Below are 21,245 nucleotides of genomic sequence, written 5' to 3' on the forward strand. Positions count from 1 at the left end.
CCCACCGGACGAGGGTGGGAGGATGCCGGAGCCCCGTTTCAGCCGCGAGGAGATCCAGGCCCTCGCGCAGCTCAGCCCGTTCGAGCTGAAGGACAGGTTCATCCAGCTCGCCCAGGCGGCCCAGGCCGACGAGCCGGGCCAGAAGGGCACCGCCGCCCGCGCCATGCTCAACGCGGGCCGCGGCAACCCCAACTGGATCGCCACCGGCCCCCGCGAGGCCTTCCACACCCTCGGCCACTTCGCCCTGGACGAGTCCCGGCGCGTGTGGACCGCAGACAACCTCGGCGGGATGCCCGAGCGGCAGGGGATCGGGAAGCGCTTCGACGCGTGGATCCGGCGCCACCCGGACCTGCCCGGCGCCGAGCTGCTGGCCGCGTGCGTCGCGTACGCCCTGTCGCGGTGGGGGTTCGACCAGGACGCCTTCGTGCACGAGCTGACCGATGCCGTCACCGGCGACAACTACCCGGTGCCGGACCGGATGCTGGTCCACGCCGAGCAGGTCGTCCGCGGCTACCTCGACTTCGAGATCTTCGGCGACCGGCCGGCCGTGGACCGGCTGTCGCTGTTCGCGACCGAGGGCGGCACGGCCGCCGTGTGCTACATCTTCGACTCGCTCGTACAGAACGGGATCCTGCGCAAGGGCGACAAGATCGCCCTGATGACCCCGGTGTTCACCCCGTACATCGAGATCCCAGGGCTCGACACCTTCGAGTTCGAGGTGGTCGACGTCAGCGCGAACGTGTTCGCCGAGACGGGCGTGCGCCAGTGGCGCTATCCGCCGGAGGAGGTCGCCAAGCTCGCCGACCCGGAGGTCAAGCTCGTCTGTCTGGTCAACCCGAGCAACCCGCCGTCCCTGGCGCTGAGCGACCGGGTGGCGCAGCAGATCAAGGAGATCGTGGCCACCGCCAACCCGCGGCTGCTGATCGTCACCGACGACGTCTACGGCACCTTCGTACCCGGGTTCCGCTCGCTCGCCGCCGAACTCCCGCGCAACACGCTGCTGGTGTATTCGTACTCCAAGCACTACGGGGCGACCGGCTGGCGCCTCGGCGTCATCGGCCTGCACGACGACAACGTCATCGACGAGATGATCGCGGAGCTCCCGCAGGAGCAGAGGGACCGGCTCGCCCGGCGGTACGGCTCGCTCAGCCTGGAGCCGGAGCGGATCCGCTTCATCGACCGGATGGTCGCGGACTCCCGCTCGGTGGCCCTCAACCACACGGCGGGACTCTCCCCGCCACAGCAGGCGCTGATGGTGCTCTTCTCGCTGTTCGACCTGCTGGACGAGGGCCAGGAGTACAAGGAGCGCATCCGCGGGATCGTCCACCGGCGCCTCGGCCTCCTGCTGGAGGGCGCGCAGATGAAGATCTCCGACGACGACAGGCGGGCCGGCTACTACGTGGAACTCGACCTGCTGGCCGAGGCGGAACGCGTCCACGGCAAGGACTTCGCGGACTTCCTGGAAAAGAACTACGAGCCGGTCGACCCTCTGTTCCGCCTCGCGGAACAGACCTCGGTGGTCCTCCTGAACGGCGGCGGCTTCGACGGACCGCAGTGGTCGGTGCGCGTCTCGCTGGCCAACCTCGACGACCTGGACTACCTCAAGGTCGGCCACCACCTCCGCGAGATCTTCCAGGAGTACGCGGCGGAATGGCAGCGCGCTCAGCCCGACTGACCGGGCCGCCGGAGCGGCCCGGCCACGCCGGCTAGCGGCCGATCAGCGGGTGGTTCGCGAGTGGCCCCGGCCAGAAGAGGACTCCAGCCGGCGCTACCCCCAGAACTAACGAGCGATGACGAAGCCCCGTTCGGGCCGCGCCAGACGCGCCACTGCCACCCGGGACCGGACGTAATCCGTGGCGTCATGCCCCTCGCTGTCGAGCACGAGCCACCCACCCTCGGGGTCACCCGGGCTCAGCGGCGCCACGGACCCGGGGATCCCAAGGCGCCTCATCACGCTGTGGAGCTCGAACGCCTCGTCCGCAGTCATGCCTTCGCCCTTCCGTCGGTGTGGGGACGAACCTACTCCGCGTCGCCGCCACCGTGGGTCGCGCAGTTGCCCGGGTTGATCGGCCCGCAGCCGCCCGGAACCGGCGTGTGCGAGCAGGAAGCGGCCACGGTGACCAGAGACTGCTCCGGGCCGGTCCACAGCTTGGCGTCCGGCGTGTAGCCGGCCTGCTCGATGAGCGCGACCGTGCGGGTCAGGACGTCCGGGTCGTGTCGAGGGGCGTCGGGACGCTCCGGGTAGTGGTGCACAGTCCGGCCGAGGCGGCTGCACAGCGACGCGTACACATGCGTGTGGAGGATGAGCGCGTGCCAGCCCTCGTCGACCTCGCGCGTGGGAGCGATGCGGACCGTTGGGAACAGCGCGGCCGCGCTCACGAACTTCAAGCCCTCGATGAGGATCCGGCCGGCCATCTCGGGTTCCATGCCAGGGTTGTTGTCCAGGATCGTCGCCCGCACGTCGTTGAACTGCGCGTCGGACAGCAGACTCCGGGGGGACCCGGCCCGCGCCCGGGCGTCCGGGTTGGAACCGCACGGCGGCGGAGGCGGGGTGGGCCCGGTGCTGCACGCGGGTGATGGGATCGTCATGGGGTGCTCCTCGGTGTGAGATTCCGATGGTGCATGGACCCGCGCCTGGGCGCTCGCGGGAGTTTGCGGACGCCCGGGGCGGGAGTCAATGAGCGGTGCTGACGACGATGACGAACAGGACGCCGAGCACGATCACGACGTAGGCGACCTGCCGGCCCAGCTCGCTCATCGGGCGCCGGCGGCCGCGGCGAGCGTCCGGACGATGCGCGCGAGACCGCGCGCGTAGTTCCAGTTCGCGTGGTCCCCGCTGCGCAGCGGACCCGTCTCGACGAAGTAGGTCCACTCGATCAGGGCGGCACCCGCGCGCTGGCTTCGCTGGTCGTCCGGGATCTGGCTCACCTCGGCGTGGAGCTTCTGCCCGGCGGTGATCAGGTCGTCGACGAGGTGGGCCACGCCCCGGGAGTCGGGCCGCCGGTCGTAGGCGCCCAGGGCCCGCTCGGTGAGCTCGTCGATCGTGCCTGCGGTGCCGGCCATGGCCAGGGCTCCCTACCGTCGTCAGCGGGTGAACAGAGCAGGCGCCTGGCGACTGAGCCCAGGTGATGGCGTACGCCCCTGCTGTGAAACCACCATGTCGGCAACGTGTCGACCCAATCCACTACCGGGTCCTATAGGGCCGTCCTATATTTCAAGGATGGAACCGGAGTTGGACGTATGGGTGCACCCGGATTTGCGGGCAGCCGCAGCAGCAGAGGACTGGCCGACGCTGCTGAAGAGGTGGCGGAAGGCGACGCGCAGCAGCCAGAGCAAGCTCGGCGCGCTCGTCGGGCTGGCACAGCCGGACATCTCTGCGATCGAGAACAGGCGGCGCGCGGTGACCTCCGTCGAGGTCCGTCAGCGCATCATCGACGGCCTTGGCATCCCGGCCGAACTCCTCGGCGGAGCGGGCGCTGAAATGCCGCTGCCGTCGCTGGCTCTTCCCGGCCTCGTAGACGACTCGGAAACCGACCGCATGCGTCGCGTCACGGCGTCCGGGATGCGGCTGGATGCGCCCTCGCTCGCCGCGATGGAACGCCTGCTGGCAGAGCACCGCCGGGCTGAGGACACTCTCGGTTCGCGCGTCATGAACACCGTGGTGACCAAGCAGTTTGAAGCCGTGGCCGGACTCTACGAGCAAGCGCGCGGCCCGCTCGCCGACAGGCTCGTGCGGGTGATGGCGGAGTACGCTCAGTTCCTCGCGTGGATGGCGCAGGATCAGGACAACGCGGCGTTGGCGCTCGCCTGGTTCGATCGCTCCTACGACTGGGCCCTCGAATCCGGGTACGGCGATATGGCCGCCACCACCATGAGCATGAAGGCCCACCTCGCCTGGTCCCAGGGCCGGGCCCGGCGCACCATCCGTCTCGGGGAGGCGGCAGCCTCGACGGAGGGAGCGAGCGACGCGACCCGGGCCATGGCCGTGCAGATGGCCGGCCGCGGCCATGCCCTCCACGGAGACGGAGACTCGGCGTACCGCCGTCTCGACGAGGCGCAGCTGATCATCGCGAACGCGATCGACGTTCCGCCCTGGCTGTACTTCTACGATGAGCCCTGGTTCGCAGCGCAGCGCGGCATGGCCGACCTGCACCTGAAGGACTGGCCGAGCGCAATCCGGAACCTGACGGAAGGACTGGCCGGGTTCGCCGCCGGGTTCCGTCGCGACCGCGCCTGGTACGGGGCGTGCCTTGCCCACGCATACGCCGGCGCCGGAGAGGCCGAGGCGGCCCTCACGACGGCGACCGGCATCCTCACTGATGCCTCCCAGGTCGGGCGGCCCCACGCATGGGGTGAGCTGCACAAGGTGTGCAGCTTGTTGCTCCGGCAAGGTGCGCAGCAAGGGCGGGTGTTGGTGGACATGCTTGCGGAGCTTGACTGACTTCGGGCTGGCCGGGCCGCCCGGAGCGGCCCGGCCCCGCGGACTAGCGGCCGATCAGCGGGTAGTGGTCGGAGAGGTTGGTGTACGTGTACGAGGTGCCCCAGCTGGAGACGGTCCAGGGCGCCGACTGCTCCTTGACCACATTGTTCTCCCAGCCCGCCGGACGGGCGTTGCCCTTGCGGTACAGGACGTAGTCCAGGTCCTCGCGCGGGTCGGTGGGGTAGCGGTAGTTCGCGATGGAGTTCAGCGCGGTGTCGAAGGAGTACGGGTGACCCGTGCGCGTGTCGGAGTTCGCCAGGTCGGCGTTGGCGAGCATCGACGCGAGCTCGGGGGTGCGGGAGTCGACGTTCATGTCGCCCGCGACGATGACCTGCTCGTTCGCCGGGATGTTCTTGCCGTCCAGGAAGGCGTCTATCGCCTTGAACTGGCGGGCGCGCATCTCCGCCGCCTCGCCCGCGCCGCAGCCCGGGTCGGTGGACTGTGCGTGGGTGCCGACCACGTGGACCTTGGTGCCGTTGACGTTCAGCACCACATAGGCGAAGCCCTTGTTGGACCACCAGTCGGCGCCACAGGCGTCCTTGTAGACGACCTGCTCCTTGCGGATGATCGGCCACTTGCTCAGGACGGTGACGCCGCCGTCCTCGGGCGTGGTTGAGGAGTACGCGCCGCCTGTCGCGTCCCAGCCGCTCTTGCTGCGGCCGACGACCGGGGTCTGGTACGGGTACTGCGCCGAGGCGTTGGACTTCAGGGCGTCCGAGGCGCCGTTGTCGAAGGCCTCCTGGAGCACGACCACGTCGTGGCCCTGGAAGAAGGACGCCTTGGGGATCTCCGAAGCGCGGTGGTCCTGGCCCCAGTTGGGGTAGAGGCTCTTGCTCATCAGGAACACGTTGTACGTCAGGACGCTGAGCCGCGGGGCCGCGGCGCTCTCCGCGGCCGAGGCGGCCGGCGCGCTGGTGGCGGCCAGCGCTCCGACGGCGACCGCCGCAACGGCCGTGGCGGCGGCACGGCCCGGGCGGAGCTTGGTGTGCAGCATGAGGTCTCCATCATTCCTGCAGGGGGGAGATCGACTCCGTCATCCAAGCAGCCGCGGTTACCTCTGGGTAACACCCGTGACAAGACTTTCTGTCCGGGAGCGGACGTTTGGCACTCGCATACTGGAACCATGAGAGAAACAGGGCTTCCCGCACCCGGACCGACGGCCGCGCGCCGCCCCGATCCCGAGCCGCCGGCGCCCGGCGGGGTGCTCTGGACCATCTCCGGCGACATCCGGGCCCTGCTGATGCTGCCCGCCGCCTTCACCATGCAGGTCGCCCACCCCGCGATCGGGGCCGGCGTCGACGAGCACTCGGTCTTCCGCACCGACCCCTGGGGGCGCGGCGAGCGCTCGCTGCGCTCCGTCCAGCTGTGGGTGTACGGCGGGGAGGAGGCCGCCGAGGAGGGCCGCCGGGTGCGCCGCCTGCACAAGGAGATCCAGGGCATCGACACCCGGGGCCGGCGCTACCACTCCCTCGACCCCGCCTGCTACTCCTGGGTGCACGCGACCGGGTTCCCGATCTACCTGTACGCCGGGCGCTACCTGCTGCGCCGCTTCACCCCCGCCCAGGAGCGGCAGCTGTACCGGGAGTGGCTCCAGGTGGGCCGGATCCTCGGCGTCCGTGACCGGGACATGCCGCAGAGCATCGAGGAGTACTGGGTCTACTACCGCCGGATGCTGGCCGAGGAGATCGAGCCCACCAAGGTCGCCCGCGAGCTGGTGGCCACGGATGTGCCGCTGCCCCGGCCCGAGGGCGGCTCGCTGCCGGTGCGGCTGCTGCTGCGGCTCACGTGGCCGGTGCTCCGGGCGGCGTTCCTGCACTTCCGGGCCTTCGTCACCGTCGGGTACATGCCGCCCGACGCGCGCGCCGCCATCGGGCTGGAGTGGAGCCCGGCCCAGGAGCGCAGGCTCCGGCGGTTCAGCACGGCCGTACGGCTCCTCGTACCGCTGCTCCCGGAACGGCTGCGGTACCTGCCGATCGCGCGGGCGGCGCGGGAGCGGTGGCGCGCCGGCACCCCCTGAAGGGCGCCGGCGCGGGGTACTCGTACGACCGGGAATGCGACCGGGAATCAGTGCTCGTGGATCGTGTTCGTCTCGGCGATCTTCTTCCAGGACTTCGGCTCCACCGGCTTCGCGGCGGGGGCCTTGAGGGACCGGGCGGTCGGGGCCGCGGCGGCCGGCGGGGCGAACGCCGGCTTGCCCGGGGTGTACAGCCAGGTCTCGAACAGCTGGGCCAGCGGCTTGTTCGACACCTTCTCCGCGTACCGGACGAAGTCCCCGACCTTGGCGTTGCCGTAGGCCCGCTCGGTCGGCCAGCCCTTGAGGATCTGGAAGAACTTCTCGTCGCCGATCTCGTTGCGCAGAGCCTGCAAGGCGATCGCGCCGCGGTCGTAGACGGCTCCGTGGAACTGGTTGTCCGGGCCCGGGTCGCCCGGCTTGACCTGCCAGAACGGGTCGTCCGCCGCGCGCAGCCCGTACGCCCAGTCGGCGAGCTCCTGCGCGGTGCCCTCGCCCTCCTTCTCCGACCAGAGCCACTGGCTGTAGCGGGCGAACCCCTCGTTGATCCAGATGTCCTTCCAGCCGTCGACGGAGACGCTGTCGCCGTACCACTGGTGGGCCAGCTCGTGCACGACCACCGAGACGTTGGCGCCGTTCGAGAACTGCTTCGGGCTGTAGAACGGCCGGGTCTGCGTCTCCAGCGCGAAGCTGGAGGGCACGTTCGGCACGTAGCCGCCCAGGGCGTTGAAGGGGTACGGCCCGAAGACCCCCTCCAGCCACTCGGCGACCTCGCCGGTCCGCTCCACGCTCGCGCGCGCCGCGCCCGCGTTGTCGCCCAGGTCCTTGCTGTACGCGTTGAGGATGGGCAGCCCGCTCGCCGTCTTGTCGGTCGTGACGTCGAACTTGCCGATGGCGAGGGTGGCGAGGTACGTGGCCTGCGGCTTGTTCGAGCGCCAGTTGTAACGGGTCCAGCCGAGCCGGGAACTCTGCGACTGGAGCACGCCGTTGCTGATGGCCTGCGTACCGTCGGGGACGTTGACCGAGATGTCGAAGGTGGCCTTGTCGAGCGGGTGGTCGTTGCTCGGGAACCACCAGACGGCCGAGTCGGGCTCCTGCGCCGCGATACCGCCGTCCGGGGTGCGCTGCCAGGCCGACCAGCCGTCGATCTTGAACTCCGAGGGCTTTCCTGCGTACTTGACGACGACGCTCGCCGGCTTGTCCTTCTGCAGCGGCTGGGCGGGGGTCACCTCCAGTTCGTGGTCCCCGGACGTGGCGAACTTCGCCTTGGCGCCGTTGACCCGGATCTCGCTGACCTTCAGGCCGAAGTCCAGGTTGAAGCGGGAGAGGTCCTGCTTGGCGGTGGCCAGCAGGGTGGCGGTGCCCTCCAGCAGGTCCGTCTTCGGCTGGTACTGCAGGCGCAGGTCGTAGTGGGACACGTCGTATCCGCTGTTGCCGCTGGCCGGGTAGTAGGGATCACCGATACCCGGGGCCCCTTGGACCGAACTCGCCGCCGACGCCGGGATCACCAGCAGGAGGGAAGCGGCGAGCACGCTCGGGGCGATGACTTTGCGGTGCACGAAGAGCTCCAATGGGTAGGGAGTCAGTTCCGATCAAGGCCTTGTCGTCCGACCGTATTCACGCCTGACCCCCCACGTCATGTCCATGGCCCCTGCTGTCACACGATCGCCATTCGGCCGTCACGGGCCGACGGTCGCACCGGGCCCGGACTGCGGCACAGCCGGGCGCTCACCCTCCCGAAGAGCCCGATCCGGATGCGCGTACCGCCGGCTCCCGGGGCGGCGAAGTGCCGAAGAAAGGCCAGAAAGTGAGTGCGGCCGTCCGATGCAGTGCGGCCCCTCAGATGCCGTTCAGCTTCGACTGCGTCGACTGGAACTGGTTGCCGATGCCGGTGTCGTTGCTTGCGAACAGGCCCGAGGCGCCGCGCAGTGCGGTCTTCTCCGCCGACAGGCGGCCCATCAGGTTCTTCACCTGCTGGTCCCAGGTGTCCGCGACCTTCTTCAGTCCGGCGGCCGTCTCCCAGCCCTCGAAGCCCTTCTGGGCGGTGCCGGTGTCGGTGTCCGCGTGCTCCGCGGCCTTCTTGGTGTTCGGCTCCAGCTCGTTCTCGATCGTGTTCGCCGCGGTCTTCTTCTCGGCCGGCGTCGAAGCGAAGTCCCCGGGCCCGCCCGGAACGAACGGCCCCATCGGCTTGGCCGGCCCGGTCGGACCCGTCGGTCCGCTCGGATCGACAGGCACGTGGTTCAACCGCATGCCGACCTGCAGGTCCGACACCTGACCGCCTTCACCTGACATGTTCACGCCTCCCCGTTGGTATCGGCTCGATCCTATGCACGGCAACTGCCTGCCGGCCAAGCGCCCCTTGCCAATCTCACGTTTCCTTCACGGTCCGGCGAGCGGCCCGGACTACCGGACATACTGAGCGGTCGGTAACCTGAGCGGTATGACGATTCCTGTGCGCGCCGCCCGCAACTGTTGGCATGCAGCGATCAACCCGCTGCACGCGACCATCTACTTCTCGCCCGACCTGGGCAAGGAGTTCGCCGCCCTCGGTGTCACCGAGCGGCCCGCCGTGAACCTTGCCTCGCGGTCCGCCGCCATGGGCGCCGTCGGAGCCGGGACGGTCACCGCCACCTTCTACAACTACCGCCACGACTTCGTCGCCCGGCACCTGCCCGCCGTCTGGGACACGATCACCCCCGAGCAGGCCCTCGCCGCCCGGCTGCGCGCCGCCGACAGCACCCTGCGCCGGCTGCTCGGCAACGAGGCCGTCGAGTCCCCCGAGCTCGCCGAGGCCGCGGACCTCGCCCTGCGCGCCACCGAGGGCTGCAGCCGGCACGCCCGGACCCTGTACGCCGCCCACGCCGACCTCCCCGTACCCGAGGAGCCGCACCTGCGCCTGTGGCACGCCACCACCCTGCTGCGCGAGCACCGCGGCGACGGCCACCTCGCCGCCCTGCTCCTCGCCGGGCTGGACCCGCTCGAGGCCCTGGTCAGCCACACCGCCACCGGCCGCGGCATGACCGCGAAGTGGAACAAGGCCATCCGCGGCTGGGAGCAGTCCGACCTGGACGCCGCCGCCGACCGGCTGCGCGAGCGCGGGATCCTCACCGCCGACGGCGAGCTCACCGAGGAGGGCAAGGCCGTACGCGAGCGCGTCGAGACCGACACCGACCGCCTCGACGCGGCCCCGTACGAGCACCTCGGCGCGGACGGCCTGGCCCGGCTCGCCGAACTCGGCGGCGGATTCGTGATGAAGGCCTTCGCCGCCGGTGCCTTCCCCGCCGACGCCTTCGGCAAGGCCTGACGGGGCCGGGCGCCGGCCCGGGCACAGGCCCGGGCGCGGGGCTCCCGGCCCCCGTCACCGCCACCTGCCACAATTGGCAGCCTTCCAGTGCAAACGAAGGCAGGCGGGACCCGATCGTGACGATGTCCATCGAAGGCAGGATCGCCGAGGAGCTCGGCGTACGGGAGCGGCAGGTCAAGGCCGCCGTCGAGCTGCTCGACGGCGGCTCCACCGTGCCGTTCATCGCGCGCTACCGCAAGGAAGCGACCGAGATGCTCGACGACGCCCAGTTGCGCACCCTCGAGGAGCGGCTGCGGTATCTGCGCGAGCTCGAAGACCGCCGTGCGGCGATCCTGGACTCCGTACGGGAGCAGGGCAAGCTCGACGCCGAGCTGGAGGCCCGGATCAACGCGGCCGACACCAAGGCCCGGCTGGAGGACATCTACCTCCCGTTCAAGCCCAAGCGGCGCACCAAGGCGCAGATCGCCCGCGAGGCCGGCCTGGAGCCGCTCGCCGAGGGCCTGCTGGCCGACCCGTCGGTGGATCCGGCCGCCGCCGCGGCCGCGTTCGTGGACGCCGACAAGGGCGTCGCGGACCCGGCCGCTGCGCTGGAGGGCGCCCGCGCCATCCTCACCGAGCGGTTCGCCGAGGACGCCGACCTGATCGGCGAACTGCGCGAGCGCATGTGGGGCCGCGGCCGGCTCGCCGCGAAGGTCCGCAAGGGCAAGGAGGAGGCGGGCGCCAAGTTCGCCGACTACTTCGAATTCGCCGAGCCCTTCACCGCGCTGCCCTCGCACCGTGTCCTCGCCATGCTGCGCGGTGAGAAGGAAGACGTCCTCGACCTCACCCTGGAGCCGGAGGAGCCGAGCGAGACGCCCGGCCCGTCCACGTACGAGGGCATGGTCGCGCGCCGCTTCGGCGTGAACGACCGTGGCCGCCCCGGCGACAAGTGGCTGGCCGACACCGTCCGCTGGGCCTGGCGTACGAAGATCCAGGTGCACTTGGGCATCGACCTGCGGATGCGGCTGCGTGCCGCCGCCGAGGACGAGGCCGTCCGGGTCTTCGCCGCCAACCTGCGCGATCTGCTGCTCGCGGCCCCCGCCGGCACCCGGGCCACGCTCGGCCTCGACCCGGGCTTCCGTACCGGTGTGAAGGTCGCCGTCGTGGACGCCACCGGCAAGGTCGTGGCCACGGAGGTGATCTACCCGCACGTCCCGGCCAACAAGTGGGACGAGGCCCTCGCGAAGCTGGCGCGCCTCGCGAAGGAGCACGCGGTCGAGCTGATCGCCATCGGCAACGGCACCGCCTCGCGCGAGACCGACAAGCTCGCCGGGGACCTGATCGCCCGCCACCCGGAGCTGAAGCTCACCAAGGTGATGGTGTCCGAGGCGGGCGCCTCCGTGTACTCGGCCTCCGCCTTCGCCTCGCAGGAACTCCCGGACATGGACGTGTCGCTGCGCGGCGCGGTCTCCATCGCCCGCCGCCTCCAGGACCCGCTCGCCGAGCTCGTCAAGATCGACCCCAAGTCGATCGGCGTCGGCCAGTACCAGCACGACCTCGCCGAGGTGAAGCTCTCGCGCTCGCTCGACGCGGTGGTCGAGGACTGTGTGAACGGCGTCGGCGTGGACGTCAACACCGCCTCCGCGCCGCTGCTTTCGCGGGTTTCGGGCATCAGCGGCGGCCTCGCCGAGAACATCGTGGCCCACCGCGACGCCAACGGCCCCTTCCGTAGCCGCAAGGGGCTCAAGGACGTGGCCCGGCTCGGCCCGAAGGCGTACGAACAGTGCGCGGGCTTCCTGCGGATCCGCGGCGGGGACGACCCGCTGGACTTCTCCAGCGTGCACCCCGAGTCCTACCCGCTGGTCCGGGGCATGGCCAAGACGGCCGGCAGCGAGGTGGCGGCCCTGATCGGCAACACCGGCGTACTGCGCTCGCTGCGGCCGGAGCAGTTCGTCACCGAGGCCTTCGGCCTGCCGACCGTGACGGACATCCTGCGCGAGCTGGAGAAGCCGGGCCGCGACCCGCGGCCCGCCTTCAAGACGGCCACCTTCAAGGAGGGCGTCGAGAAGATCGGCGACCTGGCTCCCGGGATGATCCTGGAGGGCGTGGTCACCAATGTGGCCGCCTTCGGGGCGTTCATCGACATCGGCGTCCACCAGGACGGGCTGGCCCACGTCTCGGCGCTGTCGAAGAACTTCGTCAAGGACCCGCGGGACGTGGTCAAGCCGGGCGACATCGTCCGCGTGAAGGTCATGGACGTGGACATCCCGCGCAAGCGGATCTCGCTGACCCTGAGGCTGGAGGACGAGGCCGACCGCTCGGCGGGCGCACCCCGGCAGCGCGAGGACCGGCAGGACCGGCAGGACCGGCGCGGCGGCGGCCGTCCCCCGCAGCAGCGCGGAGGCGGCCAGGGCGGAGGCGGCCAGCGCCAGGGCGGCGGCCAGGGCGGCCAGCGCCAGGGAGGCCAGGGCGGCAGCGGCTCCCCGGCCCCGGCCAACAGCGCGATGGCGGATGCCCTCCGCCGAGCCGGCCTCACCGGCGCCCCGGAGGACCGCCGCAAGCGCTGACCTTGCGCAGCCCGCGGCTCCTCCGGCGGTCGGCCGAAGGAGCCGCGGGGGCCGGCTTCCTCCGGATCGTCAACTCCGAGCCGCCGCACGGGAAATATGGGATTCTGCGACCCCAGACCTTCCGCGAGCGGGGAGTGGCACGGACGGATGAAGCAATGGCTGGCCGAACGGGGCGGCCACTATCTTGAGAACTGGCATCGGCTGCTGGAACACGAGCGCGTCCGCCGAGCCGCCCTCGACGCGGCACGCCGCCACGTGGAGGCCGAACTGGACCGTCCGCGCGAGCGGAGCCTGTCGAACCTCGGCGTCACCGCCGTCGCGTCGGTCGTGTTCGGCGTCATCGCCGTCGCCCTGTTCGCCACGGGCTTCGGGCAGTGGAGCATCCTGCCGCTGGCCCTGCTGGTACCGGCGTTCCTGCTGGCCTTGCGCTACGCCCTGCTGGTGCTCCGCGCGGGCACGCAGGAGCGGCCGTAGCATCGGGGGAAACGCGAGGGTGTGGTTGTGGCCACCAGCCGGCGGTGGGGCGGGTTCCGGGGTGGCCGAATAGGCACCCCACCTGGGCAGCTGCCTTGCGAACTCCCGTACAAGATCTGTAGGCATGGTGGAACGCCCGTTCGCCGGCTGGTGAGCGGGCTTCCGTTTCTCCCCTCAGGACCCCACTCCCAGAGGCCGCCTTGAAGGCACAGGACGCCATGCCCACGCCCACGCACGCCTACCGACGCTGCCCGCGAAAGGGTCCGAAGAGGGATCACATGCCCCACTCGCAACCCAGCCTCCGTAAACGGTGCGAGAAGATTCTCGGCCATCTGGATCTGGCCCATCCCTTCTCCCTCGAAGGGCTGTGCAACCGGATCGCCGAGCAGCGCGGGCGCCCCATCCGGCTGCACCCGCTCCCCAAGGAGGCGGCGGAATCCGGGGTCTGCGGGCTGTGGGTGGGCACCGCCACCGTCGACTACGTCTTCTACGAGGCCCAGACCACCCCGCTCCACCGCGAGCACATCGTGCTCCACGAGCTCGGGCACATCCTGTTCGGCCACCACTCCCTGGAGGCGGAGGACACCGACGGGCAGGCCCCGGTCGTCCTCGGCCGCACCAACTACACCACCAGCCAGGAGCGGGAGGCGGAGATGCTCGCCAGCATGATCCGCATCCGTACGACGGGCCCCTGCCCGCAGTCCGCCGCACCCCGCGGCACCCTCGCCTGGCTGGAATCCGCCATGGGTTACGGGCGGGGGAACCATGGGCGCCGCTGAGCTCACCGCCTTCGGCGACTGGCTCGCCGTGCCCAGCGTGGTCTGCCTCTGGATCGCGGTCCTGCTGCGCGCCCCGGCCGCCCTGCGCTCCCCGCAGCAGCGCGGCCTGTGGCTCGCCGTCGCCACCGCCGCGGCGGCGATGACCCTGAACCTCCCGGACATCGTCATGTACGCGATGCGGGACCCGGACTACGCGCACACCGTCGGGCTCGTCCGCAACCTCATCGGCGTGCTCTCCGCGGGCACCGTGCTCTACTTCGTCGCCGCCGCCACCCGTGGCCGGGTCCTCCAACTCGCCGCCTGGACGGGCACGGTGGCCTGGTTGACCATCCTCGTGGTGCTGGACACCGCCGCGCCCGCGCACGGCACGCACACCATCCCGCCGCAGGGCGATCCGGTGCCCTCCCTCGCGTACTGGCTGTTCCTGATCTCCGCGCACCTCCTCGCCAACATCACCTGCGTCTCCCTCTGCTGGCGCTACAGCCGCCGCAGCGAGAGCCGGGGCCTCGCCGCCGGGCTGCGGCTCTTCGGCCTCGGCACCGCGCTCGCCGGCCTGTTCTGGTTCGTGTACCTCCTCAAGGCCCTGTTCGGCAGCACCTGGGCGATGCCCGCCCTGCCGCTGATGATGAACCTGCACGGGCTGCTGCGCGCCGTCGCGATCCTCGTGCCGACCCTGTTCGTCCTGCGCCGCACGAGCGCCGACATCGCCACCGCCTGGCGGCTGTGGCCGCTGTGGCACGACCTGGTCCAGGCCGTCCCGCACGTCGCCCTCACCAAGCCGCGGGCCGGCCGGGTCGTGGAGCTGCTGTGGCCGCCGGTCCCGCGCAACCTTCTGGTGTACCGCAAGGTGATCGAGACCCGCGACGCGATCCTGATCCTCGGCGAGTACGTCGCCCCGGGCGTCCCGGAGCTCGCCCGCAGCCATGTCACCAGGCAGGGGATCCCCGAGCAGCGGCGCACCGCGGCCGCGCTGGCCTGCGTACTGAAGGAGGCGCGGCAGGCGAAGCTCGCAGGACGGCCCGGACAGCCGGGGGAGGATGCGGCCTGGGAGCTGCCGGCCGCGATGCAGACCTCCGCCGAGGGCGGCGACCTGGACGACGAGGCCCGGTTCCTGGTCGACGTGGCGCAGGCCTACGGCTCGCCGGCGACCACGGACTTCACCCCGGAACGCCCGAACGCCGTGCAGGACCTGGGGACCTGAAGACCTGGGGACCTGAGGGCCTGAACCCTGAACAACCGTAGGAAGTGACGTTCTGTTGACCACCGTTCTGATCACCGGGGCCAGTGCCGGACTCGGCGCCGCCTTCGCCCGCGGCTTCGCGGCCAAGGGCTGCGACCTCGTCCTGGTCGCCCGCGACAAGGACCGCCTCGAAGCCGTGGCCCGGGAGCTCGGCCGGGAGTTCGGCACGGCCGCCGAGGTGCTGCCCGCCGATCTGCTGGACGACGCGGACTGCACGGCCGTCGCCGAGCGGCTCGCCGACCGGGACCGGCCCGTGGACATCCTGGTCAACAACGCGGGCTTCGGGCTCCCCGCGCCGTTCCCGTACAGCCCGGTCGAGGACGAGGAGCGGATGCTCGACCTGCTGGTGAAGGTCCCGCTGCGGCTCACCCACGCCCTGCTGCCGGGGCTGCGCGAGCGCCGCCGGGGCGCGGTGGTGAACGTCTCCTCGGTGGCCGGACTGCTGCCGACCGGGACGTACGGGGCCGCGAAGGCCTGGGTCACCGCGTTCAGCGAGTCCCTGCGGGTGGACATGGCGCCGTACGGGGTCCGGGTGCTCGCGGTGGTCCCGGGGTTCACCCGCACCGAGTTCCAGGCGCGGGCCGGGTTGGACGTCAGCGCCCTGCGCGAGGCGGTGTGGCTGGAGCCCGAGGCCGTGGTGGCCAAGGCCCTGCGGGACCTGGCCCTGCGCCGGCCGGTGAGCATCACCGGCCGCCGCTACCAGGCGTACGCGCTCGCCGTACGGCACCTGCCGCGCGGCCTCGTGGCCGAGCGGCTGGCCCGCGAACGGCGCGCGCCGAAGCAGTAAGCCTGCGGGCTAGTGACGCGGCACTAGAGCTCGGTGACCTTGCCGTCCGCGACCTCCAGGCGGCGGGTCACGTGTACCGCGTCCAGCATCCGGCGGTCGTGCGTGACCAGCAGCAGAGTGCCCTCGTACGCCTCCAGGGCCGACTCCAGCTGTTCGATCGCCGGAAGGTCCAGGTGGTTCGTGGGCTCGTCCAGCACCAGCAGGTTCACCCCGCGGCCCTGGAGCAGTGCCAGGGCCGCCCGGGTGCGCTCGCCGGGGGAGAGCGTGGCCGCCGGGCGCAGTACGTGCACGGCCTTCAGGCCGAACTTGGCCAGCAGGGTGCGCACTTCGGCCGGTTCGGTGTCCGGGACCGCCGCGCAGAAGGCCTCCAGCAGCGGCTCGTCCCCGAGGAAGAGCCCGCGCGCCTGGTCCACCTCGCCGATCAGCACACCCGAACCGAGCGTGGCCGCACCGGAGTCGGGCGTCAGCCGGCCGAGCAGGACGGCGAGCAGGGTGGACTTGCCCGCGCCGTTGGCGCCGGTGATCGCCACCCGGTCCGCCCAGTCGATCTGCAGGCTGGCCGGGCCGAAGGCGAAGTCCCCGCGCCGGACGGCCGCCTCGTTCAGGGTGGCGACGACCGAGCCGGAGCGCGGCGCCGCCGCGATCTCCATGCGCAGCTCCCACTCCTTGCGGGGCTCGTCGACGACCTCGAGCCGCTCGATGGCGCGCTGCGTCTGGCGGGCCTTGGAGGCCTGCTTCTCGCTCGCCTCGCTGCGGAACTTCTTGCCGATCTTGTCGTTGTCCGTGGCCTTGCGGCGGGCGTTCTTGACGCCCTTGTCCATCCAGCCGCGCTGCATCTGGGCCCGGCCTTCGAGCGCCGCGCGCTTGTCGGAGTACTCGTCGTACTCCTCGCGGGCGTGCGTACGGGACCGCTCGCGCTCCTCCAGGTAGGCGTCGTAGCCGCCGCCGTAGAGGTTGATCTGCTGCTGGGCCAGGTCCAGTTCGAGGACCTTGGTGACGGTCCGGGTCAGGAACTCGCGGTCGTGGCTGATCACGACCGTGCCCGCGCGCAGGCCCTTCACGAACTGCTCGAGGCGCTCCAGACCCTCCAGGTCCAGGTCGTTCGTCGGCTCGTCGAGCAGGAAGACGTCGTAGCGGGAGAGCAGCAGCGAGGCGAGGCCCGCGCGGGCCGCCTGACCGCCGGACAGCGCGGTCATCGGCAGGTCCAGGCTTACGGCGAGCCCGAGCTCGTCGGCGACCTCCTGGGCCCGCTCGTCGAGGTCGGCGCCGCCGAGGTTCAGCCACTGGTCCAGCGTCGTCGCGTACGCGTCGTCCGCGCCCGGGGTCCCGTCGACCAGGCCCTGGGTCGCCACGTCCAGCGCCGTCTGGGCGGCGGCGACGCCCGTACGCCGGGCCAGGAACTCCCGTACGGACTCTTCTGCGCGCCGCTCCGGCTCCTGGGGCAGGTGGCCGACGGCGGCGGTGGGCGGGGAGAGCCGCAGCTCACCGGTCTCGGGCGTGTCCAGGCCGGCGAGCAGGCGCAGCAGGGTGGACTTCCCGGCGCCGTTGACGCCGACGAGGCCGATGACGTCGCCGGGCGCGACGACGAGGTCGAGATCGGCGAAGAGCGTGCGCTCACCGTGCGCGGCGGTGAGGTTTTTGGCGACGAGGGTTGCAGTCATGGTCCGTCGATCCTATCCGCGCCCCTCCGCGCCTCCGGACCGTGGCTGTAAAGGTGGGATGGAGGTCATTGCGGTCATCGGCACGGCGTCACACCATGGGGTCATGTCGTTGCGAAACGTGCTCGTCGTCCTCTACGACGGCGTGCAGAGCCTGGACGTGACCGGGCCCGTGGAGGTGTTCGCCGCGGTCGCCCGCTTCCCGGGGCGGGCCGGGGACGGGTACGCGATCCGTACGGTGTCCCCGGGCGGGGCGCCGGTACGGACGAGCAGCGGGCTCACGCTGGTGCCGGACGGGGACCTGGCGAGCGCGAGGCCGGGACCGGGGACCACCGTGCTGGTGCCGGGAGGCCAGTACCGGGGGGACTTCGAGCCGCGGCTCACCGCTTGGCTGCGCGCGCACGGGGAAGGCGCGGAGCGGCTGGTCTCCGTGTGCACGGGCGGGCTGCTGCTGGCCGAGGCCGGGCTGCTGGACGGGCGGCGGGCCACGACGCACTGGTACGTGTGCGAGCAGATGGCCCGGGACTACCCGAAGGTCACCGTCGAACCGGACCCGATCTACGTACGGGACGGCCGGGTGGCCACCTCGGCCGGGGTCACGGCGGGGATCGACCTCGCGCTGGCGCTGGTGGAGGAGGACCACGGCCGGGAGCTCGCGCTGGACATCGCGCGGCACCTGGTGGTGTTCCTGCGCAGGCCCGGGAACCAGGCGCAGTTCAGCGCGCAGCTGGCGGCGCAGACCGCGCAGCGGGATCCGTTGCGGGAGGTGCAGCAGTGGATCACGGAGCATCCGGGGGCGGACCTGAGCGTGGAGTCCCTGGCGGCGCGGGCCAGGCTGTCGCCGCGGCACTTCGCCCGTGCGTTCCAGGCGGAGACGGGGGTGACGCCGGGGCGTTACGTGGAGCGGGTGCGCGTGGAGCACGCGCGGCGGCTGCTGGAGGACTCGGGGGACGGAGTGGCCCAGATCTCCCGGGCCTGCGGCTACGGCACGCCGGAGGCCCTCCGGCGGGCCTTCGTGAAGACCCTGGGCCAGCCCCCGGCCGAATACCGCCGCCGCTTCGGGCCCGACCGCACGTGACCAGCCCGCCCCCGCGCCTGAAACGCCGGCGGGGCCGGATTCACCGGCGCCGTCTGTCCGGATCACCACTCAGGAGGAAACATGCAGATCGCAGTCCTGCTCTACGACCGGTTCACCGCGCTCGACGCCATCGGGCCCTTCGACACCCTCGGACGGCTTCCCGGCGCCGAGGTCGTGTTCGTGTCGGAGCGGCCCGGGCCGGTGCGGACCGACAACGGCGCGCTCGCGCTCGTCGCCGACAAGGGGCTCGACGAGGTGACCCGGCCCGACATCGTCATCGTGCCCGGCGGACCCCACCCCGAGGTGGAGATGGAGAACCCGGCCGTCGTCGACTGGCTGCGCGCCGTCGACGCCACCACCACCTGGACCACCTCCGTCTGCACCGGCTCGCTCCTCCTGGCCGCCGCCGGGCTGCTCAAGGGGCGGCGGGCCGCAGGACACTGGCTCTACCTGGACCGGCTGCCCGCCTTCGGCGCCGAACCCACCGGCGAGCGCGTCGTGTACGACGGGAAGTACGTCACCGCCGCCGGGGTGTCCTCCGGCATCGACATGGGCCTCGGCCTCCTCGGCCGCATCGCCGGCGACGAGTACGCCCAGACCGTCCAGCTCATGACCGAGTACGACCCCCAGCCGCCCTACGACGCGGGCTCGCCGGACAAGGCCCCGGCCGAGATCGTGGCGCGGCTGCGCGCGGTCAACCCGCTCGACCCCCGGTAGTCCAGCCGAACGACGGGGTACGGCGCTCCAGGAACGCGGCGACGCCCTCCGCGGTGTCGCCGCTTCCGGCCGCCTGCTCCGCCCAGTACCCGTCCCGGTCCGTGCGCCCGTCCGCGAACTCCTTGGCCGCCGCCTGCGTCAGCTGCGAGCGGGTGGTCAGGATCCGGGCGAAGTCCGCTACCCGCTTGTCCAGTTGCCCGGACGGCAGCAGCTCGTTCAGGAAGCCCGCGCGCAACGCGTGCTCCGCGTCGATCAACTCCGCAGAGAAGAGCAGGTACTTGGCCACCGCCGGGCCGACCAGCGCGGCCAGCCGGCGGGTCGAGGACGCGGCGTAGACGATGCCCAGCCTCGCCGGGGTCACCCCGAACGACGCCCCCTCCTCCGCGAAGCGCAGATCGCAGGCCGCAGCCAGCTGGCTGCCGCCGCCCACGCAGAATCCGCGGATCGCCGCGAGCGTCGGCTTCGGGAAGGCGGCCAGGGCCTCCTCCGCCGCCACGGCCAGCGCCTGCGGTTCCGCGTCCCCGGCCAGTGAGGAGATGTCGGCCCCCGCGCAGAAGGTCGGGCCGGCCCCGGTCAGGACGAGCACCCGTACGGCCGGGTCGGCCGCGAGCCCGTTCAGCAGCTCCGGGAGGGCCCGCCACATCGCCGCGGTCATGGCGTTGCGCTTGGCGGGATGCGAGATGACGACCGTGGCGACCCCGTCGGCGACGGTGTGCAAGAGCGCTGCATCCATGCGCCGGATGCTATCCCGGTCGGCCGAACCTATGATCAAGGGGAGTCCGTCCGGGGGGTGCTGAAAGGTGGCACGACCATGGGCGCAGACGGTTCCGCGGCCGGGACCAGGGCCGGTGCCGAGGCCACGGACAAGAAGCACCTCAAGCGGAGTTTCGGGCTGCTGGCCGTGCTCGGGTTGCTCCTGGTGGTGGCCGGGCTGGTGGGTCTGTTCTACGCCGCCTTCGCCACCCTGACCACGATGTTCCTGTTCGGCTGGCTGCTGCTGGCCGGCGGCCTGGTGGGCCTGGTCCAGGCGTTCCAGTCCCGCAAGAGCAACCACTTCTGGCTCGCCGTCGTGGTCGCCGCGATCAACATCGCCGCCGGCTTCGTGATCCTGCGCCGGCCCGAGGCGAGCGCCGAGGCGCTGACCATGTTCGCCGCGCTGTTCTTCCTCATCGGCGGGCTGTTCCGGCTGGTCGGGGGCCTGGTGGTGCGCGGGTCGCACCTGTGGCTGAACCTGGTCCAGGGAGCCTTCGGCATCCTGCTGGGCTTCCTGATCCTCTCCAACTGGCCGGGCAACAGCCTCTACGTGATCGGAACCTTCTTCTCCCTCGCCCTCTTGTTCGACGGGCTGAGCCTGCTGGTCCTGGGCATGAGCGCCCGGCGCATTCTGGGCTTGGTCAGGGAAGACGAGGTCCCCGCGGCCGCGGGCGGGGCGGGAGACGCGGCCGAGAAGGGTCCCGCAGAAGATCAGGAACAGTCGCACAACTGACGCTGTCATACGCCAACGGTCAGAAAGCGTCCGATTGACGCTGACTTCTGGTCAGGGGTCCGGCCTGGACCAGCCCGTTCCCCACTCTGGACGCGTGGAGACGATCGAGCGTGAAGACGGGGGCCGGGAGATGGATGTCAGCGGGAGCGTCCCGCCAGCCAAGGAGGGTGAGCCGGAGGCGCCGGCCGACCCCCTCGCGTACGAAGGCGTGTGGCGGTTCACCGTGCCCGCTGTAGAAGAATCCGTTCCGCAGGCCCGCCGCGCCGTCCGCGACCTGCTCGGCCGCCAGGGCGTCCCGGCCCACCGGGACCTGGTGTACTCCCTGCTGCTGATCGTCTCCGAACTGGTGACGAACTCGGTCCGGCACGCGGCCCTGCTCTCGCCGGAGGTCGCGGTCGAGGTCGCCATCGGCCGGGAATGGGTACGGGTGGCGGTCGAGGACAACCACCCGTACCGCCCCAAGGCGCTGGAAGCGGACTTCGGCCAGACCGGCGGCCGGGGCCTGCTCCTGGTGCGCGAGATCACGCTCGAGTCCGGAGGGGTCTGCGACGTCGAGCACACCTCGACGGGCGGCAAGGTCATCTGGGCGGCCCTGCCGCTCACCACGCCGACCGCGCCGGCCGCGCGGACCCCCGCGGTCTGAGCCGGCCGCGAGGTCCGAGACCCGCGGTCCGAGACTCGCGGC

At 71.5% G+C, this 21,245-nt stretch carries 20 protein-coding genes; 13 read left to right on the plus strand and 7 right to left on the minus strand.

Annotation, left to right across the window (positions count from 1 at the left end):
• Positions 1–22: 22 nt before the first annotated feature.
• Positions 23–1,675, plus strand: a complete 1,653-nt coding sequence (locus AB0M76_RS05405; RefSeq protein ID WP_365951635.1) for a bifunctional aspartate transaminase/aspartate 4-decarboxylase — start codon at positions 23–25, stop codon at positions 1,673–1,675.
• Positions 1,676–2,019: 344 nt separating this feature from the next.
• Here AB0M76_RS05405 and AB0M76_RS05410 read toward each other — a convergent pair whose 3' ends face one another.
• Together AB0M76_RS05410 and AB0M76_RS05415 are read right to left on the minus strand one after the other, a co-directional pair.
• On the minus strand, positions 2,020–2,589 hold the full coding sequence (locus tag AB0M76_RS05410; protein ID WP_365951636.1) for a hypothetical protein: 570 nt from the start codon (positions 2,587–2,589) through the stop codon (positions 2,020–2,022).
• A 165-nt stretch (positions 2,590–2,754) separates the two neighbouring features.
• Positions 2,755–3,063, minus strand: coding sequence for a DUF6415 family natural product biosynthesis protein (locus AB0M76_RS05415; protein ID WP_365951638.1), 309 nt, complete (start codon positions 3,061–3,063; stop codon positions 2,755–2,757).
• Between the two features lie 157 nt (positions 3,064–3,220).
• Here AB0M76_RS05415 and AB0M76_RS05420 point away from each other — a divergent pair, with 157 nt between their 5' ends.
• Positions 3,221–4,441, plus strand: a complete 1,221-nt coding sequence (locus AB0M76_RS05420; RefSeq protein ID WP_365951639.1) for a helix-turn-helix transcriptional regulator — start codon at positions 3,221–3,223, stop codon at positions 4,439–4,441.
• A gap of 43 nt (positions 4,442–4,484) precedes the next feature.
• On the opposite strand, the gene sph is transcribed toward AB0M76_RS05420, so the two are convergent.
• A complete protein-coding gene (gene sph / locus AB0M76_RS05425; protein WP_365951640.1) occupies positions 4,485–5,474 on the minus strand; it encodes a sphingomyelin phosphodiesterase in 990 nt (329 codons plus the stop codon).
• Positions 5,475–5,603: 129 nt separating this feature from the next.
• Here sph and AB0M76_RS05430 point away from each other — a divergent pair, with 129 nt between their 5' ends.
• The gene (locus AB0M76_RS05430) at positions 5,604–6,497 is read left to right on the plus strand and encodes an oxygenase MpaB family protein (RefSeq protein WP_266661918.1); all 894 of its coding nucleotides are present in this window, start codon (positions 5,604–5,606) and stop codon (positions 6,495–6,497) included.
• 47 nt (positions 6,498–6,544) lie between these two features.
• On the opposite strand, the gene AB0M76_RS05435 is transcribed toward AB0M76_RS05430, so the two are convergent.
• Entirely contained in the window at positions 6,545–8,050 is a 1,506-nt protein-coding gene (locus AB0M76_RS05435) for a M1 family metallopeptidase (protein ID WP_365951641.1), read from the minus strand.
• A 280-nt stretch (positions 8,051–8,330) separates the two neighbouring features.
• The gene (locus AB0M76_RS05440) at positions 8,331–8,783 is read right to left on the minus strand and encodes a hypothetical protein (RefSeq protein WP_365951642.1); all 453 of its coding nucleotides are present in this window, start codon (positions 8,781–8,783) and stop codon (positions 8,331–8,333) included.
• Positions 8,784–8,931: 148 nt separating this feature from the next.
• Here AB0M76_RS05440 and AB0M76_RS05445 point away from each other — a divergent pair, with 148 nt between their 5' ends.
• The 6 genes from AB0M76_RS05445 to AB0M76_RS05470 all read left to right on the plus strand — a co-directional run bounded on the left by AB0M76_RS05445 (position 8,932) and on the right by AB0M76_RS05470 (position 15,621).
• Positions 8,932–9,795, plus strand: a complete 864-nt coding sequence (locus AB0M76_RS05445) for a hypothetical protein (protein WP_365951643.1) — start codon at positions 8,932–8,934, stop codon at positions 9,793–9,795.
• Positions 9,796–9,911: 116 nt separating this feature from the next.
• Positions 9,912–12,341, plus strand: coding sequence for a Tex family protein (locus AB0M76_RS05450; protein WP_365951644.1), 2,430 nt, complete (start codon positions 9,912–9,914; stop codon positions 12,339–12,341).
• Between the two features lie 147 nt (positions 12,342–12,488).
• Positions 12,489–12,815: a hypothetical protein gene (locus AB0M76_RS05455; protein WP_365951645.1), complete on the plus strand. Its 327-nt coding sequence runs from the start codon at positions 12,489–12,491 to the stop codon at positions 12,813–12,815.
• Between the two features lie 278 nt (positions 12,816–13,093).
• A complete protein-coding gene (locus AB0M76_RS05460) occupies positions 13,094–13,594 on the plus strand; it encodes a hypothetical protein (protein ID WP_365951646.1) in 501 nt (166 codons plus the stop codon).
• Positions 13,581–14,795 (plus strand): MAB_1171c family putative transporter, encoded by a 1,215-nt coding sequence (locus tag AB0M76_RS05465; RefSeq protein WP_365951647.1) that lies wholly within the window; start codon positions 13,581–13,583, stop codon positions 14,793–14,795. The genes AB0M76_RS05460 and AB0M76_RS05465 overlap by 14 nt, the downstream gene beginning before the upstream one ends.
• A gap of 55 nt (positions 14,796–14,850) precedes the next feature.
• Complete coding sequence (locus AB0M76_RS05470) at positions 14,851–15,621, plus strand: SDR family oxidoreductase (protein ID WP_365951648.1); 771 nt, start codon at positions 14,851–14,853, stop codon at positions 15,619–15,621.
• A 23-nt stretch (positions 15,622–15,644) separates the two neighbouring features.
• Here the strand turns inward: AB0M76_RS05470 and abc-f are convergent, their stop codons facing one another.
• Positions 15,645–17,282, minus strand: coding sequence for a ribosomal protection-like ABC-F family protein (gene abc-f / locus AB0M76_RS05475; RefSeq protein WP_365951649.1), 1,638 nt, complete (start codon positions 17,280–17,282; stop codon positions 15,645–15,647).
• Positions 17,283–17,385: 103 nt separating this feature from the next.
• Between abc-f and AB0M76_RS05480 the strand changes: the two genes are divergently transcribed.
• Positions 17,386–18,357, plus strand: a complete 972-nt coding sequence (locus AB0M76_RS05480) for a GlxA family transcriptional regulator (protein WP_365951650.1) — start codon at positions 17,386–17,388, stop codon at positions 18,355–18,357.
• A gap of 81 nt (positions 18,358–18,438) precedes the next feature.
• Positions 18,439–19,074: a DJ-1/PfpI family protein gene (locus tag AB0M76_RS05485; protein ID WP_365951651.1), complete on the plus strand. Its 636-nt coding sequence runs from the start codon at positions 18,439–18,441 to the stop codon at positions 19,072–19,074.
• On the opposite strand, the gene AB0M76_RS05490 is transcribed toward AB0M76_RS05485, so the two are convergent.
• Positions 19,052–19,807: an enoyl-CoA hydratase/isomerase family protein gene (locus AB0M76_RS05490; protein ID WP_365951652.1), complete on the minus strand. Its 756-nt coding sequence runs from the start codon at positions 19,805–19,807 to the stop codon at positions 19,052–19,054. The two genes, AB0M76_RS05485 and AB0M76_RS05490, sit on opposite strands and share 23 nt — an antisense overlap.
• 78 nt (positions 19,808–19,885) lie before the next feature.
• Here AB0M76_RS05490 and AB0M76_RS05495 point away from each other — a divergent pair, with 78 nt between their 5' ends.
• Entirely contained in the window at positions 19,886–20,560 is a 675-nt protein-coding gene (locus AB0M76_RS05495) for a DUF308 domain-containing protein (protein ID WP_365951653.1), read from the plus strand.
• Between the two features lie 94 nt (positions 20,561–20,654).
• Entirely contained in the window at positions 20,655–21,203 is a 549-nt protein-coding gene (locus AB0M76_RS05500; RefSeq protein WP_365951654.1) for an ATP-binding protein, read from the plus strand.
• Positions 21,204–21,245 lie beyond the last annotated feature (42 nt).

The sequence above is a fragment of the Streptomyces sp. NPDC051364 genome (genome assembly GCF_040682115.1).
GTDB lineage: Bacteria > Actinomycetota > Actinomycetes > Streptomycetales > Streptomycetaceae > Streptomyces.